At 72.2% G+C, this 22,141-nt stretch carries 20 protein-coding genes and 1 tRNA gene; 10 read left to right on the top strand and 11 right to left on the bottom strand.

What is annotated here, in order from left to right:
• Window positions 1-14: 14 nt before the first annotated feature.
• On the bottom strand, window positions 15-590 hold the full coding sequence (locus AMK19_RS01045) for a DUF4396 domain-containing protein (protein ID WP_073807277.1): 576 nt from the start codon (window positions 588-590) through the stop codon (window positions 15-17).
• 106 nt (window positions 591-696) lie between these two features.
• Window positions 697-2,358 carry a long-chain fatty acid--CoA ligase gene (locus AMK19_RS01040; protein ID WP_073807276.1) on the bottom strand — a complete coding sequence of 554 codons (1,662 nt, stop codon included), beginning with the start codon at window positions 2,356-2,358 and terminating at the stop codon, window positions 697-699.
• A 301-nt stretch (window positions 2,359-2,659) separates the two neighbouring features.
• Here AMK19_RS01040 and AMK19_RS01035 point away from each other — a divergent pair, with 301 nt between their 5' ends.
• A complete protein-coding gene (locus tag AMK19_RS01035) occupies window positions 2,660-3,631 on the top strand; it encodes an EamA family transporter (protein WP_083646420.1) in 972 nt (323 codons plus the stop codon).
• 588 nt (window positions 3,632-4,219) lie between these two features.
• Here AMK19_RS01035 and AMK19_RS01030 read toward each other — a convergent pair.
• The gene (locus tag AMK19_RS01030; protein WP_073807274.1) at window positions 4,220-5,584 is read right to left on the bottom strand and encodes an FAD-binding oxidoreductase; all 1,365 of its coding nucleotides are present in this window, start codon (window positions 5,582-5,584) and stop codon (window positions 4,220-4,222) included.
• Window positions 5,585-5,692: 108 nt separating this feature from the next.
• On the opposite strand from AMK19_RS01030, the gene AMK19_RS01025 reads away from it, so the two are divergent.
• On the top strand, window positions 5,693-5,914 hold the full coding sequence (locus AMK19_RS01025; protein WP_073807273.1) for a hypothetical protein: 222 nt from the start codon (window positions 5,693-5,695) through the stop codon (window positions 5,912-5,914).
• Window positions 5,915-6,035: 121 nt separating this feature from the next.
• Entirely contained in the window at window positions 6,036-6,971 is a 936-nt protein-coding gene (locus AMK19_RS01020) for a restriction endonuclease (protein WP_073807271.1), read from the top strand.
• A gap of 54 nt (window positions 6,972-7,025) precedes the next feature.
• On the opposite strand, the gene AMK19_RS01015 is transcribed toward AMK19_RS01020, so the two are convergent.
• The 3 genes from AMK19_RS01015 to AMK19_RS01005 all read right to left on the bottom strand — a co-directional run bounded on the left by AMK19_RS01015 (window position 7,026) and on the right by AMK19_RS01005 (window position 9,998).
• Window positions 7,026-7,919, bottom strand: coding sequence for a YDG/SRA domain-containing protein (locus AMK19_RS01015; RefSeq protein ID WP_073807270.1), 894 nt, complete (start codon window positions 7,917-7,919; stop codon window positions 7,026-7,028).
• Between the two features lie 191 nt (window positions 7,920-8,110).
• Window positions 8,111-8,196, bottom strand: a tRNA-Ser gene (locus tag AMK19_RS01010).
• A gap of 62 nt (window positions 8,197-8,258) precedes the next feature.
• Window positions 8,259-9,998 (bottom strand): S1C family serine protease, encoded by a 1,740-nt coding sequence (locus AMK19_RS01005; protein WP_073807268.1) that lies wholly within the window; start codon window positions 9,996-9,998, stop codon window positions 8,259-8,261.
• 382 nt (window positions 9,999-10,380) lie between these two features.
• Between AMK19_RS01005 and AMK19_RS01000 the strand changes: the two genes are divergently transcribed.
• The 4 genes from AMK19_RS01000 to AMK19_RS00985 all read left to right on the top strand — a co-directional run bounded on the left by AMK19_RS01000 (window position 10,381) and on the right by AMK19_RS00985 (window position 14,524).
• Complete coding sequence (locus tag AMK19_RS01000; RefSeq protein ID WP_073807267.1) at window positions 10,381-11,739, top strand: purine-cytosine permease family protein; 1,359 nt, start codon at window positions 10,381-10,383, stop codon at window positions 11,737-11,739.
• Between the two features lie 158 nt (window positions 11,740-11,897).
• Complete coding sequence (locus AMK19_RS00995; protein WP_241844224.1) at window positions 11,898-12,704, top strand: glycerophosphodiester phosphodiesterase; 807 nt, start codon at window positions 11,898-11,900, stop codon at window positions 12,702-12,704.
• Between the two features lie 249 nt (window positions 12,705-12,953).
• Entirely contained in the window at window positions 12,954-13,481 is a 528-nt protein-coding gene (locus tag AMK19_RS00990; RefSeq protein ID WP_198953171.1) for an ATP-binding protein, read from the top strand.
• Window positions 13,482-13,546: 65 nt separating this feature from the next.
• Complete coding sequence (locus tag AMK19_RS00985; protein ID WP_073807265.1) at window positions 13,547-14,524, top strand: DUF5926 family protein; 978 nt, start codon at window positions 13,547-13,549, stop codon at window positions 14,522-14,524.
• A gap of 189 nt (window positions 14,525-14,713) precedes the next feature.
• Here the strand turns inward: AMK19_RS00985 and AMK19_RS00980 are convergent, their stop codons facing one another.
• The gene (locus AMK19_RS00980; RefSeq protein WP_083646419.1) at window positions 14,714-15,358 is read right to left on the bottom strand and encodes a bifunctional DNA primase/polymerase; all 645 of its coding nucleotides are present in this window, start codon (window positions 15,356-15,358) and stop codon (window positions 14,714-14,716) included.
• Between the two features lie 354 nt (window positions 15,359-15,712).
• Between AMK19_RS00980 and AMK19_RS00975 the strand changes: the two genes are divergently transcribed.
• From AMK19_RS00975 to AMK19_RS00965, 3 genes are all read left to right on the top strand, one after another.
• Window positions 15,713-17,083: a PP2C family protein-serine/threonine phosphatase gene (locus AMK19_RS00975; protein WP_083646418.1), complete on the top strand. Its 1,371-nt coding sequence runs from the start codon at window positions 15,713-15,715 to the stop codon at window positions 17,081-17,083.
• A 142-nt stretch (window positions 17,084-17,225) separates the two neighbouring features.
• Window positions 17,226-18,716, top strand: coding sequence for an aminopeptidase P family protein (locus tag AMK19_RS00970; protein ID WP_241844188.1), 1,491 nt, complete (start codon window positions 17,226-17,228; stop codon window positions 18,714-18,716).
• A 295-nt stretch (window positions 18,717-19,011) separates the two neighbouring features.
• On the top strand, window positions 19,012-20,028 hold the full coding sequence (locus tag AMK19_RS00965; RefSeq protein WP_073807264.1) for a helix-turn-helix domain-containing protein: 1,017 nt from the start codon (window positions 19,012-19,014) through the stop codon (window positions 20,026-20,028).
• A gap of 7 nt (window positions 20,029-20,035) precedes the next feature.
• Here the strand turns inward: AMK19_RS00965 and AMK19_RS00960 are convergent, their stop codons facing one another.
• The 4 genes from AMK19_RS00960 to AMK19_RS00945 form a co-directional block, all read right to left on the bottom strand.
• Window positions 20,036-20,803 carry a MerR family transcriptional regulator gene (locus tag AMK19_RS00960; protein ID WP_073807262.1) on the bottom strand — a complete coding sequence of 256 codons (768 nt, stop codon included), beginning with the start codon at window positions 20,801-20,803 and terminating at the stop codon, window positions 20,036-20,038.
• A 67-nt stretch (window positions 20,804-20,870) separates the two neighbouring features.
• Window positions 20,871-21,293, bottom strand: a complete 423-nt coding sequence (locus AMK19_RS00955) for a MarR family winged helix-turn-helix transcriptional regulator (protein WP_073807261.1) — start codon at window positions 21,291-21,293, stop codon at window positions 20,871-20,873.
• A gap of 70 nt (window positions 21,294-21,363) precedes the next feature.
• Entirely contained in the window at window positions 21,364-21,687 is a 324-nt protein-coding gene (gene trxA, locus AMK19_RS00950) for a thioredoxin (protein ID WP_073807259.1), read from the bottom strand.
• A complete protein-coding gene (locus AMK19_RS00945) occupies window positions 21,684-22,109 on the bottom strand; it encodes a MerR family transcriptional regulator (protein WP_073808267.1) in 426 nt (141 codons plus the stop codon). Before AMK19_RS00945 ends, trxA begins: the two co-directional genes overlap by 4 nt.
• Window positions 22,110-22,141 lie beyond the last annotated feature (32 nt).

Genomic DNA, 22,141 nt, shown 5'->3' with positions numbered 1-22,141 from the left:
CCTGTTCCGTGCGGTCAGTGGTAGGCGTGCACGACGGCGTGGCCGAGTCCACGACCGATCAGCCAGCGGTTGACCGGCACGGTGACGACGAACGCCAGCACCAGCGAGGCGGCCAGTGACACCCAGAACAGCAGCTGCCCCAGTCCGGCGTTCATCGCGCCCGGGACGGCGACCATCACGCCGTTGTCGATCAGCTCCATGACGAGGATCGACACGGTGTCGGCGGCCAGTGCGACCTTCGCCGCCTCACGGACGCTCAGGCCGGCCTTCAGCACGCCGCGGGCGGTCAGCGCGTAGCCGAAGACGAACGCCAGGGCGATCGACAGCGCCACGGTCGCGCCGTTGTGCAGGCCGAAGCCGACGCCGATCACCTGGCCGAGGATCTCGCCGATGGCGCAGCCGGTGAGGCAGTGCAGCGTCGCCTGCGCGGCGGTGCGCCAGCTGCTGCCGCCGCCGTGGGCGTGGTGGCCGGCGTGCGCGTGCTCGCTGTGGCCGCTGTGCTGTACGTGCTGGTCCTGGTGCCCGGAGCGGTGCTCGTGGTGCTGGTGGCCCTGGTGCCCCTCGTGGCCCGGATGCTCGGTGTGCTCCATGGTCGGCCCCTCCTGGTCCGGTGCGTTCCGGTCGGCCTGAACGATATACCCCCCAGGGGTATTGTGCCAGGCTTCTCGGAGCGCCCCGGGGAGGGGCCGTCCGGGGTCACCCCTTGCCGATCACCTTCACGTCCAGCCGGTCGGCGGCGTAGTCGGCGCGGATCACCTTCTTGTCGAACTTGCCCACCGAGGTCTTCGGCACCGCCTCGATCAGCGACCAGCGCTCCGGCAGCTGCCAGGAGGCGACCCGCTCGGCCAGGAAGGCCCGCAGCTCGGGCAGGCCGACGGTGGCGCCGGGCCGCAGCACCACGGTGGCCAGCGGGCGCTCGCCCCACTTCTCGTCCGGGACGGCCACCACGGCGGCCTCGGCCACCTCCGGGTGGGCCATCAGGTGGTTCTCCAGGGCCTGCGAACTGATCCACTCCCCACCGGACTTGATCACGTCCTTGGCCCGGTCGGTGAGGGTCAGGTAGCCGTTGGCGGTGATGGTGCCGACGTCGCCGGTGCGCAGCCAGCCGTCCGGGCTGAACTTGTCCTCGGGCCGGACCGCCTCGCCGTCCACGCCGCCGAAGTACGCCCCGGCGATCCACGGGCCACGCACCTCCAGCTCGCCCTCGGCGACGCCGTCGTGCGGCATCGGCTCGCCGCCGGGGCCGATCAGCCGGGCCTCCACGGAGGCGGGGAAGACGCCCTGGGTGACCCGGTAGGCCCACTCGTCCTCGCCGGTGACGCCGGCCGGCGGGTGGGCGACGGTGCCCAGCGGGGAGGTCTCGGTCATGCCCCAGGCGTGGATGACCCGGATCCCGTGCCGCTCCTCGAAGGACCTCATCAGTGCGGGCGGACAGGCCGACCCGCCGATCACCACGGTCTTCAGGGTGGAGGTGTCGTAGTCGCCGGCGTCCAGCTCGTCCAGCAGGCCGGTCCAGATGGTCGGGACGGCGGCGCCGAAGGTCGGCTTCACCTGGTCGATCATCTCGGCCAGCGGCTTGGGCTGCAGGAAGCGGTCCGGCATCAGCAGGCTCGCGCCGGTCATGAACGCCGCGTGCGGGATGCCCCAGGCGTTCACGTGGAACATCGGCACCACCGGCAGCACGGTGTCGCGGGCGGTCAGGCCGAAGCTGTCGGCGGCGATGATCTGCATCGAGTGCAGGTAGATCGACCGGTGGCTGTACACCACGCCCTTGGGGTCGCCGGTGGTGCCCGAGGTGTAGCAGAGCGCGGCGGCCTGCTTCTCGTCGATGTCGGTCTGCCACGGGTAGTCGGTCGGGCGGCCGGCGATCAGCGCCTCGTAGTCGTGCACCGTCCCCTCGAAGCCCGCCAGCTGCGCCGGGTCGTACGGGCCGGCCACCACCACGTGCCGGACCACGTCGCCGAGCTGCGGCAGGACGGCGGCGAGCAGCGGCAGCACCGAGCCGTTGACGATCACCACCCGGTCCGCGGCGTGCCGGACGATGTACGCCAGCTGCTGGGCGGGCAGCCGCAGGTTCAGGGTGTGCAGCACCGCGCCCATGGACGGTATCGCCAGGTACGCCTCCTGGTGCTCCGTGTTGTTCCACATCAGCGTCCCGACGGCCTCGCCGTCGACGACCCGGAACTCCTCGCGGAGCGCGTGCGCGAGCTGCGCGGCGCGGGCGCCGATCTCGGCGAAGGTGCGCACGACCGGGCCGTTCTCGGTCCAGGTGGTGACCGTCGAGCGGCCGTGGATGGTGGACCCGTGCTGCAGGATCCGGGCGACGGTGAGTGGAACGTCCTGCATCGTGCTGTACACCAGGGTCCTCCTTGACCGGCCGGCGGATTTATTACCCGCAGGTAGTAGGCGATGTCCTCGATTGTTTACTCGGCACACCCGCAATGTCAGTAGCCGCAACCGAGATGAGACCGAGCCGTCGGCCGCCGTCCTCCGCGCCGGATTTCACCTGATCCCCTACCCGCCGACCGGGCCGCCGGACCGCCCGCCCGGCCCCCGCCCGGCCCCCGCCCGGCCCCCGCCGTGGCTCCGCGGCCACCCGCCCGCCATCCGCCGGTAACCGTCTTTGACCAATAGCACTCCTTACGTCAAACTCGATCCCATGTCAGGCACCTCCCTCACCGTCGAAAGCACCACCGAGCTCCCGGCCATTGCCTCTGTTTCCAAGGTCACGGCTGGTTCCGGTCAGGCCCGGGCAAGTGGCATACGACGACGGCTGGGCGGCATCCCGGCACCGGTGCTGTGCGTGGTCTCGATGGTGGCGGTGCAGCTCGGCGTGGCCGCGTCCAAGCCGCTGTTCGGGGTGCTCGGAGTGGCCGGCGCCACCTTCCTGCGGATCTCCTTCGCCGCCGTCGTGCTGCTCGCCTTCACCCGCCCCCGGCTGCGCGGCCGCAGCCCGCGCGACCTGGCGATGGCCGGACTGCTCGGCGTCGCGTCCGCCGGCATGACTCTGCTGTTCGCCGCAGCCGTCGACCGGCTGCCGATGGGCACCGCCGCCACCATCGAGTTCCTCGGCCCGCTCGCCGTCGCCCTGGTCTTCGCCCGGCGCGCCGGACACGTGCTGTGGGCGATGCTCGCCGCCGGCGGCGTGGTGCTGCTCACCCTGTTCGGCCACGGCGAGTCCGGCGCCCACCTGGACCCGGTCGGCCTGGCCTGTGCCTTCGGGGCGGCCGCCTGCTACGCCGGCTACATCCTGTTCACCGACAAGGTCGGCGCCGCTTTCCGCGGCTTCGAGGGCCTGGCGGTCTCGTTCACCGTCGGCATGGTGGTGCTCGCCCCGTTCGGCGCCGCCGAGGCGGTGCACGGCCTGGCCGGCTCCTCCTCCCCCGCCCTGCTGCTGCTCGCGATCGCGGGTGTCGCGCTGCTCTTCCCGGTGCTGCCGTACGCGCTGGAGATGGTCGCGCTGCGCCGGATGTCCCAGCGGGTGTTCAGCGTGATCGTCAGCCTGGACCCGGCGGTCAGCGCGCTGGTCGGCCTGCTGGTGCTCGGCCAGGTGCTGGGGCTGCCGCAGCTGTTCGGCATCTTCTGCGTGGTCGCCGCCAGCGTCGGGGCCACGCTCACCGCCCGGCGGTAGACCCGCCGTCCGACACCCCTCGGGGGCGCGGTGCCGCTGTGCGGCTGCCGCGCCCCCGAGGGGTTTTCTGCTCGACCGTGCGCCCCGAGGCGGGTGACCCTTTCCACTCCCGGGTGCTCCGGCGGTCCATGCTCCGGCCGGTCCGGCGCCCCCGCCGGTCCGACCGCACGTTCCGCCGGAAGGTCAGTAGTGCGTCATAGATTCCTCCGTGCTGCCGACATGCTGCTGGCGTGCTGCTGGTGGCCGCCGAGGAATAGATTTCCGCAACAAATCGACAAAACACCAGCACCGCTGAACCTTTTCCCCCGTTCGCGTGAGCAAAAGGCCCCGGGCGACCACCGGAGTGGGGCCCGAGCCGGGCCCCCTGAGCGGCCCTGAGCTGGCCTTTTCTGCCACTGCAGGCAGCCGCGAGCCCCGTCCGGGCGGGCCTGCGGACGCGTGATTTCCGGCGCGTCGCACCACCCTTCGGGCGTGTGAACGAGGCGTCCACGCCCCGCCGCGGTGCGGTGACCGTCGAATGTCGATTTTCGGGCGGAGGCTTAGCGGGGGCTTATGGGGTGGAAATCCGACCCCCATTCGGAATGATCCTCAGATCATCTTTCCCGGGTTGAGCAGGCCCAGCGGATCGAAGACCGCCTTGATCTGCCGCTGCAGCTCCAACCCGACCGGGCCGAGCTCCCGGGCCAGCCACTCGCGCTTCAGCAGTCCGATGCCGTGCTCGCCCGTCACGGTGCCGCCCAGCTCCAGGCCGAGCGCCATGATCTCGTCGAAGGAGGCCCGGGCCCGCTCCGCCTGCTCCGGGTCCCGGGCGTCGAAGATCACCACCGGGTGGGTATTGCCGTCACCGGCGTGCGCGACCACGCCGATGGTCAGCCGGTGCCGCTCGGCGATCTCGGCGACACCGTTCAGCATCGCGGCCAGCGCACTGCGCGGCACCGCCACATCGTCGATCATCGTGGTGCCCATCCGCTCCAGCGCGGGCAGCGCCGACCGCCGCGCCTGGAGCAGCAGTTCGGACTCCGCCCGGTCCTCGGCCGGCACCACGCCGGTGGCCCCGGCCGCCGTGCACAGCTCGCCGACCGCGGCCAGCCGCTCCTGCTGGTCCGGCCCGTCGAAGGCCACCAGCAACAGCGCCCGGGTCGACTCCGGCAGCCCCATCTGCGTCATCTCGTTGACCGCGCGGACGGTGGTGGCGTCCATCAGCTCCATCAACGACGGCGTGAACCCGGCGGCCATCACGTCGCACACCGCCCGCCCCGCGGCGTCCACCGAGTCGAACTCGGCCGCCAGCACCAACTGCGGGCCCGGCGCGGGCCGCAGCGCCAGCACCGCCTCGACCACCACGCCGAGGGTGCCCTCGGAACCGACCAGCAGCCGCGTCAGGTCGTAGCCCGCGACGCCCTTGGCGGTGCGCCGACCCGTCCGCAGCAGTCGGCCGTCGGCCAGCACCACGTCCAGGCCGAGCACGTACTCGCTGGTCACGCCGTACTTCACGCAGCACAGGCCGCCCGCGCCGGTGCCGATGTTGCCGCCGATCGTGCAGGACTCCCAGCTCGACGGGTCCGGCGGGTACGCCAGCTGCCGGGCCTCGGCCGCCCGGGACAGCTCGGCGTTCACCACGCCCGGCTGCACGATCGCGATCCGGTCGACCGGGTCCACCAGCAGGATCCGGTTCATCCGGGTCAGCGAGAGCAGGATGCAGCCGTCGACGGCGTTCGCACCGCCGGACAACCCCGTCCGCGCGCCCTGCGGCACCACCGGCGCCCGCAGCTCCGTCGCCGTCCGCATCACGAACTGCACCTGCTCGACCGTCTCCGGGAACACCAGCACCGCCGGCGCCCCCGCCTCGCAGAACCCCGCCATGTCCCGCGCGTACGAGCCCGTGACGTCCGGATCCACCGCGACGGCGCCGTCCGGCAGGCCCGCCCGCAACCGCTCGACCAACTCACCCACGACAACCTCCACTCGTCCCGCCCGCACTCTCCTCCCCCACCCATGCCCGGGCAAGCGGCCTCCGCCCCCACTGTCGCGTTGTCGGTCCGCTCGGGCACTCTGGTGCGCATGCGCGCACCCCGTGTCCAGTGCCCCGCCTGCGGCCGCCCGGTCGCCCTGATGCCCACCCGCCGCACCGGCTACGGCGTCATCCACGACCACAAACGCGACCGCCGCTCGCTCGTCCTCTGCGACGGCAGCATGCGTCAACTCCCCCTCACCGACGCCACCCTGTGGCAGGACACACTCCCCGGCCTACCCGCCCAGGACGGGCCGCCGACGCTGTTCTGACTCAACCAGCGCCACCAACAGGCAGATTGGATGCCGAAAATCGCTATCCGATTCTGATGGTCAGTTTGTATGCTCGGATCTGCCGGCAACTGGTGCTGGCTATCCTCATGTTGGAGCAGACATGACCGAGCCTCAGCACACCCCCTGGCACCTCAAGCCGGGCGACAGCATCGAACGCAAGCAGCTCCACGCCACCTTCGGCGGACGTACGCAGGGAGGCATCGGGCCGTCCGCGAAGACCCCGAACGTCATGGTCTTCACCGACCCGATCGCAGGCGAGAAGCACGGCTACTACGACGGCTGGATGCACGACGGGTACTTCCACTACAGCGGTGAAGGCCAGTACGGCGACCAGCGGATGATCTCCGGCAACGCCAGCATCCTCCACCACAAGGCCGAAGGCCGGGCCCTACGGGTGTTCCAGGGTGCCCGTGGGCTGGTCACCTACATCGGCAAGTTCGAAATAGCTGCCGAGCAGCCGTACTACGAGGCGGACGCTCCCGAGACGAACGGCGGTCCGGTTCGGAAGGTCATCGTCTTTCGGCTTCGCCCGGTCGACGCCCAGCCTCAGGACCCGACGACACGCCTCGGGCGGTTGCTCGAAGCCACCGACAACTCCAACCCCGTCCAGAGCCTTCCGCTGGAACAGCACCTGACGGAGAAGATGTTCGTCGAGCCCAACCGCGAAGCGTACGAAGCCGAACGGAAGGAATCCAAGCTGGTCGCTGCGCTGGCCGACTACCTGCGCGCCAGGAACCTCCACGCGGAGCGCCACCAGATCCTGCCCGCCGGCGAGACCCGCCCGCTCTACACGGATGTGTATGTGGGGCCTCTGAACCTGCTTGTCGAGGCCAAGGGAAGCGTCACCCGGGAGCACATCCGGATGGCCATCGGTCAGCTCGCCGACTATTCCCGGTACTTGCCGAACCCCACCAAGGCCATTCTGGTCCCGAGCGAGCCCCGCGCCGATCTGCTCGACCTGGCTGGCAGCCAGGACTGCGTCGTGATCTGGCCGGAGGGTAAGGGCTACCACACCACGCCGAGCATCGGCCTCTGAACCCACCGGGCCGGTGCGTCAGCGCACCGGCCCGGTTTCCAGGGACGAAGCGATTCAGCCGCGCCAGCGTTCGCGGTGGCTACGCACCCGGGCAAGGTCGATGACGTGCTGCGGGTGGGTCCGCAAGGTCCCTACCTTTGCACCGTGCCTGACGATGTCCAACTCGTCCGTGAGGACTATCGCGCCACCGTCGAACATCACATGGCACGTTGGGCAAAGACAGAGCACGTTGTCTGTGGTGTCCGGCCCGTTGTACGGGTCTCCAAGCGCCTGAATGTGAGCGCCTTCGCTGTACACGCCACCAGGAAGCACCACCGCCAGGCCGCACAGCTGGCAGACGCCCCCGTGCCAGGACTTGACCTGTCGAATCACCCTGCTGTTCCGGACGGTCCGCTGGATCTCCCGCCGTACCCGAGCGGGCGAGGCCACTCCGATCGGCGCCTCAACCAACAGGCCCTGCAACGGCAACTGCGCTTCCTGCGCCGAATGTTCGGGGATATCTCCCCGCTGATCGGCCTCCAGGCGGAACTGCCAGATCCGGTGTCCGTCCGCGCCCACCGTGCTGCCGTAGCTCGTCACCCGGTAGAGGCCGTCGTAGCGGTACCCACTGCGTGGCGCGTACTGCGAGTTGCGGTGGGCGCCGCGGATCACCCGGACGAGTTGACCTTCGAGATAGCTGGTGACCAGTGCCGCGTTGCCGGGATCGTCCAGGCTCTGGTCGCTGATCTGGTTCTTCGCCCCGTCCTGCCCGCCGTGGCCGGTGTAGACGATGACATCGCCATGGTCCTGATCGTCCTTGTAACCACCGGAGACCACGATCGACTCGGCACCGTCCCGCTTGGTCCCACAGATGCCAGCCTGCGGTGGACGATGTACACCCGCTTCATGTGCCTCGCGGCGTGTTCTGAACTCCTGACCGACCTCGACGCCAGGGACCTCACCGATCATGCGCAGTGTCCGTCGCTCTCATCCATGACAGTTCGTCTCTTCACCTGCTGTTCCAGTGAGTTGGAAACGGTGGAAGGTGGCCCATGGTGTCGTACGGGCACAAAGGTTTCAAGGGAGCGGTGAAGGACCGGTGCAGACCGGGCAGAGCAACGGCCCCCGGCCGGGTGTGGGTCGGGGGCCGTTCTCAGGTGCGGAGGGTGTGGGATTTGAACCCACGGTGGCGCGAGGCCACGACAGTTTTCAAGACTGGTCCCTTAGGCCGCTCGGGCAACCCTCCTTGGCGGAGGCCAGCCTAACGGGTTGGGGCGGGGTCGGTGCACACCGTGTTGGTGGGGTGGGTCAGTTGTCGCCCTTGCGTTCGCCGAGGGTGACGGTGGTCTTGGCGGCCTTGCCGTCGCGGGTGTATTCGACCTCGACCTTTTCGCCGGGCTTGTGGGTCCAGATCTCGCTGACGAGGGTGGGGCCGCTGTCGATGGAGATGCCGCCGAGCTTGGTGATGACGTCGCCGGCCTTGAGGCCGGCCTGGTCGGCGGGGCCGCCGGGAGTGACGGCGGGGGTGTCGCGGACGGGGGCGGTGGCGATCTGGGCGCCGTCGCCGCGGTAGTCGTCGTTGCGGAGGACGCCGAGGATCGCGTAGACGGGGGTGCCGTCCTTGATCAGGGTCTGGGCGACCCACTTGGCCTGGTTGATCGGGATGGCGAAGCCGAGGCCGATGGAGCCGGCCCGGCCGGAGCCGCTGGTGTTGGACTGGATCGCCGAGTTGATGCCGATGACCGAGCCGGAGCCGTCGAGCAGCGGGCCGCCGGAGTTGCCGGGGTTGATGGAGGCGTCGGTCTGCAGGGCGTTCATGTACGAGGCCTGGGCGCCGGTCTCGTCGCCGGAGGCGACGGGGCGGTCCTTGGCGGAGATGATGCCGGTGGTGACGGTGCCTTCGAGGCCGTAGGGCGCGCCGATGGCGATGGTGGCGTCGCCGATGGCGACCTTGTCGGAGTCGCCGAGCGGCAGCGGGACGAGCTTGTCCTTGGGCGGGTTGTCGAGGCGGATGACCGCGACGTCGTAGCCGTCGGCGTGGCCGACCACGGAGGCGCTGTAGGAGGAGCCGTCGGAGAACTTGACGCTGAGCTTGCCGCCCTTGGCGGCCGGCGCGACCACGTGGTTGTTGGTCAGGATGTGGCCCTCGGTGTCGAAGACGAATCCGGTGCCGGTGCCGGACTCGCTGGAGCCCGAGGCCTTGATGGTGACGGTGGACGGCAGCGCCTTGGCGGCGATCCCGGCGACCGACTCGGGCGCCCGGTCGAGGTTCTGGTGGGTGTTGCCGACGGTGACGGTGGTGCTGTTGCGGCTGGCGCCGGCGCTGTGGCCGGAGTCCTTGCCGGAGACGGACGCGCCGATCGCGCCGCCGGCCAGGCCGGCCACCAGGGCGACCGCCGCGACCAGCGCGACCAGGCCGCCGCGCTTGCCCTTGCCGGAGCCGCCGCCCGGGGCGGACTGCGGGCCGCCCCACGGCGAGCCCGGTTCACCCGGCCCGCCGACACCGCCCGGTCCGCCGGACGGGTGGCCCCAGCCGCCGACCGGGTGACCGGCCCCGAACGGGTGCTGCGAGGAGTCGCCGGGGACGCCGGGGACGCCGGGCGCGGGCGGCCCGTTCTGGGCGAGCGTCGGCACGGTCGGGACGGTGGCGGTCGGCGCGTAGGGCGAGGCCTGCTCGGCGACGTTGCCGTACGGGTTCTGGAACGGCGGCGGGGTGTCCGCAGGAACCGGGGCGGGAGCGGCGACGCTGCCGTACGGGTTCTGGAACGACGCCGGCTGGTCCGCCGGAACCGGGGCGGCGGCCGGCGGCGCCGGGACCTTCCCCAGCTGCATGGTCCCGTCGCTCACCGGCGGAGCCGCCAGAGCCGGAGCCGCGGCGGCAGGAGCCGGGGCCGGGGCGGCCGGTGCCGCCGGCAGCACCGGCGGCGGCGCGGCGAGGTAGGCGGGAGCGGACGCGGGCGTCCCGGAGGTGGCGGCAGCCGCCTCGGTGCCGGGGCCTTCGGGGGCCTTCTCCGGCGGGGTGGTACCACTCGCGTGCTCGGTGCTCACGGACGACCTCCATCGCTGACAGAACCTTGGGCGGTGGTCGTCGCGCGGTCGGCGCGGCCACAGCCTCGGGGCACAGTTTTTCCTATGCCGGATTCGGACACCGTAAGCGGGCCCCTGAAGAAATCATGAGAAGCCTTAGGCCTCGCTGACATGGACATCAGTGGTCCCGCGATGCGGACGCCGTTCCCCCCGGCCTTGGCGTTCCCCAGCTCGGAGGCTAGCCTGTCGCTCCTGTAAACCGAAGAGAGTCGCGGGAGCTTGGACCAGCCAGGCTGAGAGTGCGCCGGAACGACCGTAGGGCATGGCGGGGACGCCGCCCGGGTCGAGGGGGCGCAGACCGCCGGAACCTGTCCGGGTAATGCCGGCGTAGGGAGTATCGGCCATGACGGCTGTTCCGTCTGCCCCAATTTCCGATCTTGAGACGGCCGCGCGGGCCGAGGCCCCGCTGACCCTCGACACGGCGCCGCCGCGCACCCTGGACTTCCGGGCGCTGTTCGCGCTGTGGGCGAACCTCGGGGTGAGCCTGATCGGCTTCACCAGCGCCGCGACGGTGCTGGGCAAGCAGGGCCACGAACTCGGCTTCACCGCGGCGGTGACGGCGATCGTCGCGGGCACCGCGATCGGCACCGCGATGCTGGCGGTGGCGGCGCTGGTGGGCGCGCGCACGGGCGCCCCGGCGATGGCGGTGCTGCGCGGCCTGTTCGGCACCAGGCTGTCGTACGTCCCGACGGTGCTGAACATCCTGCAGTGCGTCGGCTGGGGCGTGTACGAGCTGACGGTGATCGCCTGGGGCGCCCAGACGGTGGCCGGCACCGAGGGCTGGCGCTGGCTGTTCGTGCTGCTGGCGGGCGTGCTGACGACGGTGCTGACGATCTGGCCGCTGGGCGCGATCGCGGTGCTGCGCAAGTACGTGGCCGTCGCGGTCGGCGTGGCGATGGTCTACTTCACGGTGCAGTTCGCCCGGCAGGGGTTCCCGGACCCGGGCGCGGGCAACTGGGACGGTTTCCTGTCGGCGACGGACGCGGTGATCGCGGTGTCGATCTCGTTCGTCCCGCTGGCCGCCGACTACACCCGGCACGCGCGCACCTCGGCGAGCGCGTTCTGGGGGACGTTCTCCGGCTACACGGTCGCCCAGGTGTGGTGCTACGTGCTGGGCGTGGTGGCGCTGCTGCAGTCCGGCGGCGACCCGGACAAGATCCTCGACTCGTTCACCGGCGTGGCCGCGGGCTGGGCGTTCCTGCTGGTGCTGGTGCTGCGCGAGTCCGACCAGTCGTTCGCGAACGTGTACTCGACCGCGATGTCGATCCACAACCTGTGGCCGAAGGTGGACCGGCGGGTGCTGACCGGCGGCATCGGCGTGCTGGTGACGGTGCTGGCGCTGCAGATCAAGGAGTTCACCGAGTCGTACTACGCGTTCCTCGGCCTGATCGGGTCGGTGTTCGTGCCGCTGTTCGCGGTGCTCGCGGTGGACTACTTCCTCGGCGCGGGCCGGCGCGGCTGGAACCTGACCCAGGACGCCCCCGCCCGCTGGGTGATGCTGCTGCCGTGGGCGCTGGGCTTCGCGGTCTACCAGTTCCTGGCGCCGACCGCGGTGGCCGGCTGGTGGACCGACCTGTGGGCGAAGGCCCAGGAAGCGGTGCACTTCACCCCGCAGGCGTGGAGCTCGGCCTCGCTGTTCTCGTTCCTGGTGGCGGCGCTGGCGACCGGCGCGGTGGCGACCGTGGAACGCCGCCGGGCCTGACCCGCGCCGCGGAGCACCGCCGGGCCCGACCCGAGCGCCACGGACCCGACCCGAGCGCCACGGGCCTGACCCGGCGTCAACCCGGAGCTGTTCACCGGAGCGTTGCCGTGCCGGAAGCAACCCGCCGTCCGGTGCCGCGTAGGGTGGTTGACGTGAACATCCAGCACAGCAGCTCGGCTCCGCTCCCCGGGCCGATCGACCGCTCGGCAGTCAAGGTGATCGCCCACCGCGGGTCCTCCGCGGCCCTCCCGGAGCACACCGAGGAGGCGTACCGGCGGGCGCTGGAGGAGGGCGCGGACGGGCTTGAGTGCGACGTCCGGGTCACCGCCGACGGGCAGTTGGTGTGCGTCCACGACCGCACGGTGCGCCGCACCTCGAACGGGCAGGGCGTGGTGTCGACGATGACGCTGGCCCAGCTGTCCGAGCTGGACTTCGGCTCCTGGAAGCACCCGGAGCGGCCGCAGCGCAGCTCGGTGCTGACCCTGGAGCGGCTGCTGGAGCTGGTCGCGGACTCCGGGCGCCGGGTCGAGCTGGCCATCGAGACCAAGCACCCGGTGCGGTACGCGGGCCGGGTGGAGTCCGAACTGCTGCGGATGCTGGACCGGTTCGGCCTGCTGCCGGCCACGCCGGAGGAGTCGACGGTGCGGGTGATGAGCTTCTCGGAGCTGGCCCTGCACCGGGTCCGCAAGGCCGCCCCGACGCTGCCCCTGGTGTACCTGTGGGAGCGCCCGGTGCCGATACTGGGCCGGATCGAGGCGCTGCCGGGCGGCGCGTCGATCGCCGGCCCGGGCATCTCGCTGGTGCGCCGCGACCCGGACCGGATCCGGGCGCTGCGCCGGGCCGGCCACCGGGTGCACGTGTGGACGGTGGACCGCCCCGAGGACGTCGAACTCTGCCTGGAACTGGGCGTGGAGGCGCTGATCACCAACCGACCGGCCGACGTCCTGGCCCAGTTGGGCCGCTGAGGCGCAGCCGCCGGGACTCCGCACGTGCGGCCATTGACATGACGGGAAATACCGAACGGGGTATTTCCCGTTGGCCTTTCGGACAACCCGCCGGACGCGACAGAAGGTGAGACGCACCTCACCTTTTGCCCGGCTGCCGTGCGGATCTCGTTAATACCGCGATCGGATCGTCGAACGCCCGTTTCCGAGGCATTAACGGCGGGCATCCATCCCTCGGCAGAAGCTGAAGGAGGTCCGGGGGTGGCGTTGATGGTGGCGCGCGCTGTGCCAGTTCAGGCCGGGTCGACCTCATCGGCCATGGCCGTTCCGCACGGTCCGGCCAGTGTCTCGACCGCGCGGCGGAGGCTGCGCAGCGATCTCGGTGATCGCTCGATACCGGATGCGGTGATTGACGACGCGGTGTTGATCCTCTCCGAACTGCTCAGCAATTCCTGTCGTCATGCCAGACCGCTGCCGGCCGATGATCCGGCCGCGGCCGACAGTTCCGCCGGCCGCCGCCCGCGCCCCGATGAGGACGCGGAGATCGGTACGGTGCTGGTGAGTTGGCGGATGCGCGGGGACGGTCTGCTGACCCTGGAGGTGACGGACGGCGGGGCGACCACCCGGCCGGTGCCGGCCAGCCCGTCGGTGTCGGCGCACGGCGGCCGGGGGCTGAGCATCGTCGGCAAGCTGGCGAAGGACTGGGGGGTGCGGCACGCGCCAGGTCAGGTGACGGTGTGGGCGGAGCTGCCCGCGTTCGAGCAGGCGGTGGGCGGCGGCGAGCGGCGCAGCGCCTGAACGGGGGGCCGCGGGCGAAGTAGGCTGCCCGGTGCAAAGTCCGACGTCCCCGGGAGAGCCGCACCATGGCCAAGAAGGCCGCGAAGAAGCAGCCCAGCCAGTCCACCGTCGTCGAGGGCGAGATCCCGGTCGTCGGAGCGCGCGAGGCGTGCCCGTGCGGCTCGGGCCGCCGGTACAAGGCCTGCCACGGCCGTACCGCGGCGCACGCGGTCCAGGAGCTGGTGCACCGGCCGTTCGAGGGCCTGCCGGGCGAGGCGGACTGGGTGGCGCTGCGCGAGCTGGTGCCGGCCGCCACCGTGCCGCTGACGCTGGCCGCCGGAGTGGCCGAGGAGGCCGTCGGCGACGTCCCGTCGGTGACGCTGGCGACGGTGCTGCCGCTGGCCTGGCCGGCACTGCGCCGGGCGGACGGCTCGATCCTGCTGGGCCTGCAGACCCAGTCGTCCTCGGGCGACCTGAGCCGTGACCTGGCGGACGCGCTGGAGCTGGCGCTGGCCACCGAGCCGGGCACCCCGGTGCCGGCCCGCCGGACCGACCCGGGCGCCCGCCGTCTGCAGGAACTGCTGGACACCACGGCCGAGTTCACGCCCGCCGTGCACACCGGCTTCGAATTCTGGCTGGAGGACGCCGAGTCGGCGACCGGCGAGGTCGCGGCCTCGCTGGAGCGGGCCAACGCCTCGGCCATCCCGACCGAGAAGCTCACCGGCGTGGACTCCGCGTACTGGTGCGGCACCCCGGACAAGAACCACCTGCGCTGGGTGATGACCGTCCCGGAGGAGCAGCTGCTCGACGCGCTGGCCCGGCTGACCGCCGCCGGCGAGAGCTCGCTCGGCGAGGGCACCAAGCTGGTGGGCTCGTTCCGCGCGCACGGCCTGACCGTGCCGGTGTGGGACCTGCCGGTGGAGATGACCGCCGCCGAGGTGGAGAAGCCCGCCGTGGAGTTCGCCGCGAAGCTGGCCGAGGTGCTGGCCGCGCCCGCGCCGCTGACCGCCGAGGAGCGCCGCTCCCGCGCCAACCTGGTGAACCGTCAGATCACCCTCAACTAGGAGAGGGTGACCGGCGTCACATTCCCGTCCGGCCGCCGAAAGTGTCAAGGACCTTTCGGCGTGGACAAATTGGCGCGGAGCCGGATCTTTGTTACTGTTTGAACAGTCCGACCGCTGGTGCATCCCCCGTCGCCAGCGGTCGGGCCTTTTTTGTCTCCGAGTCTGCGGCACAAAGATCTTGACGATCAGTCAGCAGACCGCGCTGGCGGTGATCAGCCCGCCCAGCAGGGTGCCGACCTCGGGCAGCCAGGGCCGGCCCGGCCCCGGGCCGCGCACCCAGCGCACCGGCCCGGCGCCCGTCCGCGAGGGCGGCAGCACCAGGTAGCCGCCCGGCCCGTGGTAGCGCAACACGCCCGGCACCCAAGGCCGTTCGGACAGCAGCGCGCCGAGCTCCGGCAGCGTGTACGGCGCGGTCAGCAGCACGAACCGGCCCGGCGTGCCGAGCACCGGGCCGTACGGGACGCCGATCTCCTCCAGGTGCCGCAGCAGCCACGGGCCGGCCGGGCGGGGCAGGCTCACCGCGCACAGCGACCGGCCGGTCGCCGCCACCACCGGCGCGCCCGGGGCCCGCTGCTCCCACCAGTGGCGGACCATCCGCGGATCGGTGGTGGCCGCCTCCAGCGGCGGATCGGACGGGTGCGCGCCGGGCGTCGGGCAGAGCCGGTCCGGGCACGAGCAGGCCGATCCGCGCAGCGCCCGCGCCCCGGGCACCACCGGCCAGCCGCAGCCGACGGCGGCCTGCAACGCGGCGGTCAGGGCCAATGTCCGGCCGCGGCGGCCCGGCCACCACTGGCCCACCCGCTCGGTCAGCTGCTCTCGGCGGTGTCGGCGCATGGCGGCTCGTTCCTCTCCGCGTCGGTCGGCCTGGGCCGGGGGGTGCGGGCGGTGCGTGTGCGCGTCGAACGGGCCCACGCTGTGCCACTGGAACGAGAATCCCCCATACGTCCGGATGGACGCGGGCAGGCCGACACCGGTTCCACCGTACGAGTGAGTGCCCGGCGCCTCGGGTGGCACCTGCGGGGCCTCGCCGTACGATCCCTGGCACGTTCTGCCCGCCGCACTCCTGGACATGCCCCGATCGGCCTGTGTACAAGTGGGGGAATCGTGCCGAGTAGTGAGTAAAGACATCGTTTTCGGTCGGTCTCGGGGGTCCTGCGTGACACGTTCCGGATTGTGGGGAGTTGTGACATGACCGACGTCCAGCCGCTGGCGGCCGAGGCCCTGAGGTCCGACCCGGTGCTGCTGCCGGATCTCGGCGAGGTGCCCTCGGCGGACCTGCAGGACCGTTTGGCCGGATGGCTGTCCGATTTCACCAGCCTCCAGGAGCACCTGGAGCTGCTGGCCCGGGCCGACGGCCTGTCCGGCACCCTCGACGCGCTGCTGGACTCCGGCGCGGCGCTGCTCGGCGCCCGCCGCGGCCTGGTGGTCACCCTGCGGCCCGGCCCGGCCCGCACCCTGGCCCGGCCGGTCGGCCTCGGCCTGGACCCGGCGACGCTCGGCTCGCTGGAGACCATCCCCGCCGAGCACGGCCCGTTCGCCGACCTCCTCAGCATGCCCGGCGCCACCGACCGGCTGCTGATCTCCGACCTGGCCACCGACCCGACGGTCGGCCCCCGGTTCCGCGAGATCGCCGCCCAGCTCGGCCTCGGCGCCTGCTACGCGCTGCCGCTGGCCACCGAACGCGAGGGCGCGCTCGGCGCCGCCGTCTGGTTCTACGACGAGCCGGGCCGCCCCGACGAGCGCCGCGAGCACCTGGTGCACCGCTACTGCGAGTTCGCCGCACCGCTGCTGGCCCGCCAGCTGGAGGCCGACCGGGCGGTGCGCGCCACCGCCGCCCTGCGCCGCTCGCTGCTGCCCGACCACCTGCCCGTCCGGCCCGGCCTGCGGATCGCCGCCCGCTGCGTGCCCGCCGCCCTCGAACACGCCGCGGGCAGCGACTGGTACGACGCCGTCCCGCTGCCCGACGACACCCTGGCGCTGACCGTGGGCAGCGTGCTCGGCGGCGGCCCCGGCGCCGGACCGGGCGCGGGCGCCTGCGCGGCCGCCGCGATGGGCCGGGTGCGGGCCGCGCTGCGCGCCTACGCCGTGCTGGAGGGCGAGGACCCGGTCTCCGTGCTCGGCGACCTCGAACTGCTGCTGAAGACCACCGAGCCGACCCGCTCCGCCACCGCCGTGTACGCCACCGTCGACCCGGCCGAACGCCGGATCGCGCTGGCCGGCGCGGCGAACTGCCCGCCGGTGCTGCTCACCCGGTACGGCGCGAACTTCGTGGAGACCTCGCTGTCCGCGCCGCTCGGCATGCTCAGCTGCTGGGAGGCCCCCGGCGTGGAGCTCACCGCGGAGCGCGGCGACGTGCTGGTGCTGTACACCGAGGGCCTGGCCCGCCGCTTCGGGGCCAATCTGCACGCCGGGCAGAGCGCGCTGCGCCGGGTCGCCGCCGACGCCCCCCGGGACGTCCGGCTGGACCCGGAGCGGCTCTGCGATCACCTGCTGGCCGAGGCCGGCAGCGAAGGCCCGGGCGAGGACGACCTGGTGCTGCTGGCCGCCCGCTTCGAGTGAGGCCCGCTTCGAGTAAGGCCCGTCGCTGCTCGAAGGGGCTTTCTTCACTCGAACGGCCCTACGTACCATGGGTGCGACGTCCGCCCACGCGCCCCGCGACCCGGGGAGTACAGGGCGGTACCACGCGCAAGGAGGCGACGTAGTGACCGAGGACCGCAGCCCGTCGGTGTCCGAGAACCCCGAAGGGACCGCCGACGGCGAGGAGGACGAGCCGATCAAGAGCCGCAAGAACGGCCTGCACGGCGAGATCTCCGAGGAGCTCGCCGCGTCCATGCGCTCCGGCTGGGCCGACACCGAGCTGCACGGCCTGCAGCCCGTCGCCCAGGCCCCGTACGCGGCCGAGCGCCGCGCCAAGCTGTCCGCCGCCTTCCCCGGCGAGCGGCTGATCGTTCCCGCGGGCAACCTGCGCACCCGCTCCAACGACACCGAGTACGCGTTCCGCGCCGCCAGCGAGTACGTGCACCTGACCGGCAACCAGACCGAGGACGCGATCCTGGTCGGCGAGCCCGTCGAGGGCGGCCACGAGTTCGCGCTCTACCTGCTGCCGCGCTCCGACCGCGAGAACGGCGAGTTCTGGCTCAGCGGCCAGGGCGAGCTGTGGGTCGGCCGCCGCAACTCCCTCACCGAGTCCTCCCGGCTGTACGGCCTGCCGACCCGCGACGTCCGCAAGGCCGCCGAGGAGCTCGCCGCCGTCACCGTCCCGACCCGCCTGGTGCGCGGCTACGACGCCGGCCTGGAGGCCGCCCTCGCCGCGCAGCTCGACGCCGACAAGGACGACGAGCTGAAGGTGTTCCTGTCCACGCAGCGCCTGGTCAAGGACGCGTGGGAGATCGGCGAGATGCGCGCCGCCTGCAACGCCACCGTCAACGGCTTCACCGACGTGGTGCGCGAGCTCGGCCAGGCCGTCGCCACCTCCGAGCGCTGGATCGAGGGCACCTTCTGGCGCCGCGCCCGGGTCGAGGGCAACGACGTCGGCTACGGCACCATCGCCGCCGCCGGCCCGCACGCCACCACCCTGCACTGGGTGCGCAACGACGGCGACGTCCGCCCCGGCGAACTGCTGCTGCTGGACGCCGGCGTGGAGACCCACACCCTCTACACCGCCGACGTCACCCGCACCCTGCCGATCAACGGCGCCTTCACGCCGCTGCAGCGCAAGATCTACGACGCGGTGTACGACGCCCAGGAGGCGGGCATCGCCGCGGTCAGGCCCGGCGGGAAGTTCCGCGACTTCCACAACGCCGCACAGCGGGTGCTCGCCGAGCGCCTGCTGGAGTGGGGCCTGATCGACTCCTCGGTCTACGACGTGGAGAAGGTCCTGGAGCTCGACCTGCAGCGCCGCTGGACCCTGCACGGCACCGGCCACATGCTCGGCCTGGACGTCCACGACTGCGCGCACGCCCGCCGCGAGGAGTACGTGGACGCGGTGCTGGAGCCCGGCGTGGTGCTGACCGTCGAGCCCGGCCTGTACTTCCAGGCCGACGACCTGACCGTCCCCGAGGAGTACCGCGGCATCGGCGTCCGGATCGAGGACGACATCCTGGTCACCGCCGACGGCAACGAGAACCTCTCGGCCGCCCTGCCCCGGCAGGCCGACGAGGTCGAGGCCTGGATGGCCTCGCTGAACGGCTGACGCAGCATCACCGAAGCCCCCGTCCGGTCCGCCGGCGGGGGCTTCGGTGCGCTCAGTGCCGTCGGCCCCAGCCGGAGGCCGCGACGACGACATTCTTCTCGAAACGGGCATAACCGGACGTGAACATGGCGCTCTCCGGAAAAGGGGTGTGGTGAGGTCCGCGGAAGGCGCCGCCGCCGCCCCGCGAGTTGACTCCCCCATCCTCGCGGGCAGTCCCGGCTCAGTTCCAAAGGTTTTCCGGCACGGGCCGCTACACTCGCCGCGAACCCCCCACCGGCCGCACCTGGAGCACCACATGGCCGAGCCCGTCCCCGTCACCATCGGAAAGCGCCCGGCGCCCGTGCACACCGTCGCCGTGTACGCCTTCGCGGGCATGGCCCCGTTCGAACTCGGCGTGGTGGTCGAGGTGTTCGCCCTCGCCCGCCCCGAACTCGCCGGGCTGCTGGCCGCCCCCTGGTACGACGTCCGGGTGTGCGCGGAACGGCCCGGCCACCCGCTGGAGGCGGTCGGCGGCTTCACCCTCACCCCCCGGCACGGCCTGGAGGAACTCGCCGCCGCGGACACCGCCGTCGTCGTCGGGGTGCCCGACCCGTACGGCGAGGTCCCGCCCGCCGTGGTCGCCGCGCTGCGCACCGCGCACGCCCGCGGCGCCCGGGTGGTGTCGATCTGCTCCGGCGCCTTCGCGCTGGCCGCCGCCGGCCTGCTCGACGGCCTGCCCGCCACCACGCACTGGCGGTGGGCCGAAGAACTGCGCCGCCGCCACCCGGACGTCCGGGTCGACCCGGACGTGCTGTACGTGGACAACGGCCAGGTGCTGACCAGCGCCGGCAGCGCCGCCGGCATCGACCTGTGCCTGCACCTGGTCCGGCAGGACCACGGCGCCAAGGTCGCCAACACCGTCGCCCGCCGCTTCGTCGCCCCGCCGCACCGCGACGGCGGGCAGGCGCAGTACGTCGAGGCGACGGTACGGCCGGTGGACGAGCCCGAGGACGGGGTGGCCCGGTCGATGCGCTGGGCGCTCGACCAGCTCGCCCGGCCGCTGACCGTGCCGCTGCTGGCCCGCGCCGCCGGCATGTCCGACCGCTCGTACCTGCGGCACTTCACCGCCCGCAACGGGGTCAGCCCGATGCGGTGGGTGGCGATCCAGCGGATCGCGGCCAGCCTGCCGCTGCTGGAGTCGCCGGAAGGCAGCGTCGAGGAGATCGCCGCGGCGGTGGGCTTCGAGTCGGCGGCGACCTTCCGCCACCACTTCGGCCGCACCATGCGCACCTCCCCGACCGCCTACCGGCGCACCTTCGGACCGGCCGCCTGAGCTGCCGTCAGGACTGCTCCAGCCGGTCCGCGTTGGCGTGGATCGCGTCCCGCAGCCACCCGGCGAGGCCCGGGGCGAGCTGCTCGTAGGCGGCGGTGAACCGCTCGTCGGCGACGTACATGTCGCCGAGGCAGCGGTGCATCTGCGGAGCGCACTCGTAGAAGTGCAGGCCGATGTGCGCCCGGTGCTGCTCGGCGGCGTCCGTCGCCGCCGGGCTGTCGGGGGCCGCGCCGGCCGTGAACGCCGCCACCAGCGCCTCGTTGACGGCGTCCGTCTCCTGCTTGATCCGTTCCCAGTCCGCCTTGGTGTACTTCGAGGTCTTCTGCTGGGACTGCTTCCAGGCGTCGGTGTCGCCCCAGCGCTGCTCGGCCTCGTCCTCCCAGTTCTCCTGGTAGTCCTTGCCGAACACCTCGAACTTCTCCTCCGGGGTCAGCTGAATTCCCAACGTCCTTGCCTCCATCGCTCGTTCGACCGCCGCGGCGAGGTCCTCCAACTTCCTGATCCGGTCGCCGATCAGCTCGCGCTGCCGGCGCAGGTGCTCGGTCGGGCCGACCGAGCGGTCGTCCAGGATCGCCGCGATCTCCTCCAGCGGGAAGCCGAGTTCGCGATAGAACAGGATCTGCTGCAGCCGGTCCAACTCGGCCTCGGCGTAACGCCGGTAGCCGGCCGGGGTGCGGCCGCCGGGCGACAGCAGCCCGATCTCGTCGTAGTGGTGCAGGGTGCGCACCGTCACTCCGGCGAGCCGGGCGAGCTGCCCGACCGTGTATCCGCTCATCGCGTCCCTCCCTCCCGCTGCGCACCAGCCTCCGGCCTCACGCCGCGTGAGGGTCAAGGCCGATCCGCTACTCGGTCTCGCCGTAGCGGACCAGGTAGCCGGCGAACCGGTCGAGGTCCTCGTCGCCCCAGGAGGTGAAGCGGTCGGTGAAGGCCCGCCGCCGCTGCTCGTACGCCTCCGCCAGCAGGTGCTCGCCGGCGTCCGTCAGGTGCAGCAGCTGCCCGCGCTGGTCGTCCGGGTCGGCCTGCCGGCCCAGCAGCCCGAGCCGCTCCAGCGAGCCGACCTGGCGGCTGACGGTGGACTTGTCGAGCATGAAGTGCGCTGCCAGGTCCGCCGCCCGGCAGGAGCCGCGTTCCTTGACCAGGTCGAGCATGCTGTACGTGACCAGCGACAGCTCGGGGTGCAGCTGGGCTGCCTTGTGGCGGGCCCGGCGGGCGAACGCGGTGAGCTCGCGCTGAATGGTCTCCAGCGCGGCGTCGCGGTCGGGCATGGCGGTGGCTCCTTCGTCGTGCGGTGTTGCGACCCACGGTAGGCCCTCACCCGCACGGCGACCTGCGCGGCTACAGCAGATCGTCCAACTCGCGCAGCAGGCGGGCCTTGGCGCGGGCGCCGACCATCGAGCGGATCGGCTCGCCGGAACGGAAGACCATCAGCGTCGGCATCGACAGGACGCCGTACGCGGCCTGGGTCTCCGGGTTCCGGTCCACGTCCAGGGCGACGATCTTCAGCCTGCCCGCCTGCTCCTCGGCCACCTCGGCCAGCACCGGGGCCAGCTGGCGGCACGGCGGGCACCAGTCGGCGGTGAACTCCACCAGCACCGGGCCCTCGGCGGCCAGCACCTCGCTCGCGAAGTCCTGGTCGGTCACGGTCTGCACACTGCTCATCGGGTCTCCTCCCCTTGCCCGCGCGCGAGTTCGCAGCGCGGTTCCTCGTCCACCGCGGCCAGCGCGTCGCGGGCCGCCTCGGCCTGCACCAGCTGGGCCGCCACCTGCTCCCGGACCTCGCTCAACCGGGCCACCATGGCGTCCAGTTCGGCCAGCTTCGCCCGGTACACCTCCAGCGAGGCCGGGCAGGAGTCGCCGGCCGGGTGCCCGGCCCGCAGGCACTCCACGAACGGGCGGGTCTCCTCCAGCTCGAAGCCGAAGTCCTGCAGCACCCGGATCTGCCGCAGCAGCCGCAGGTCGTCCTCGTCGTACGCCCGGTACCCGTTGCCGCCGCGGCGCGCGGGCAGCAGCCCCCGCGACTCGTAGTACCGCAGCGCCCTCGTGGTGGTGCCGGCCCGCTCTGCCAGCTCGCCGATCCGCATGGCCACGACGCTAGACCTTCACCTCGGCGTCA

This window comes from Kitasatospora sp. CB01950 (assembly GCF_001905465.1).
GTDB lineage: Bacteria > Actinomycetota > Actinomycetes > Streptomycetales > Streptomycetaceae > Kitasatospora.
The sequence above is the reverse complement of the archived record's forward strand: the minus strand, read 5'-3'. Positions and strand labels throughout refer to the sequence as shown.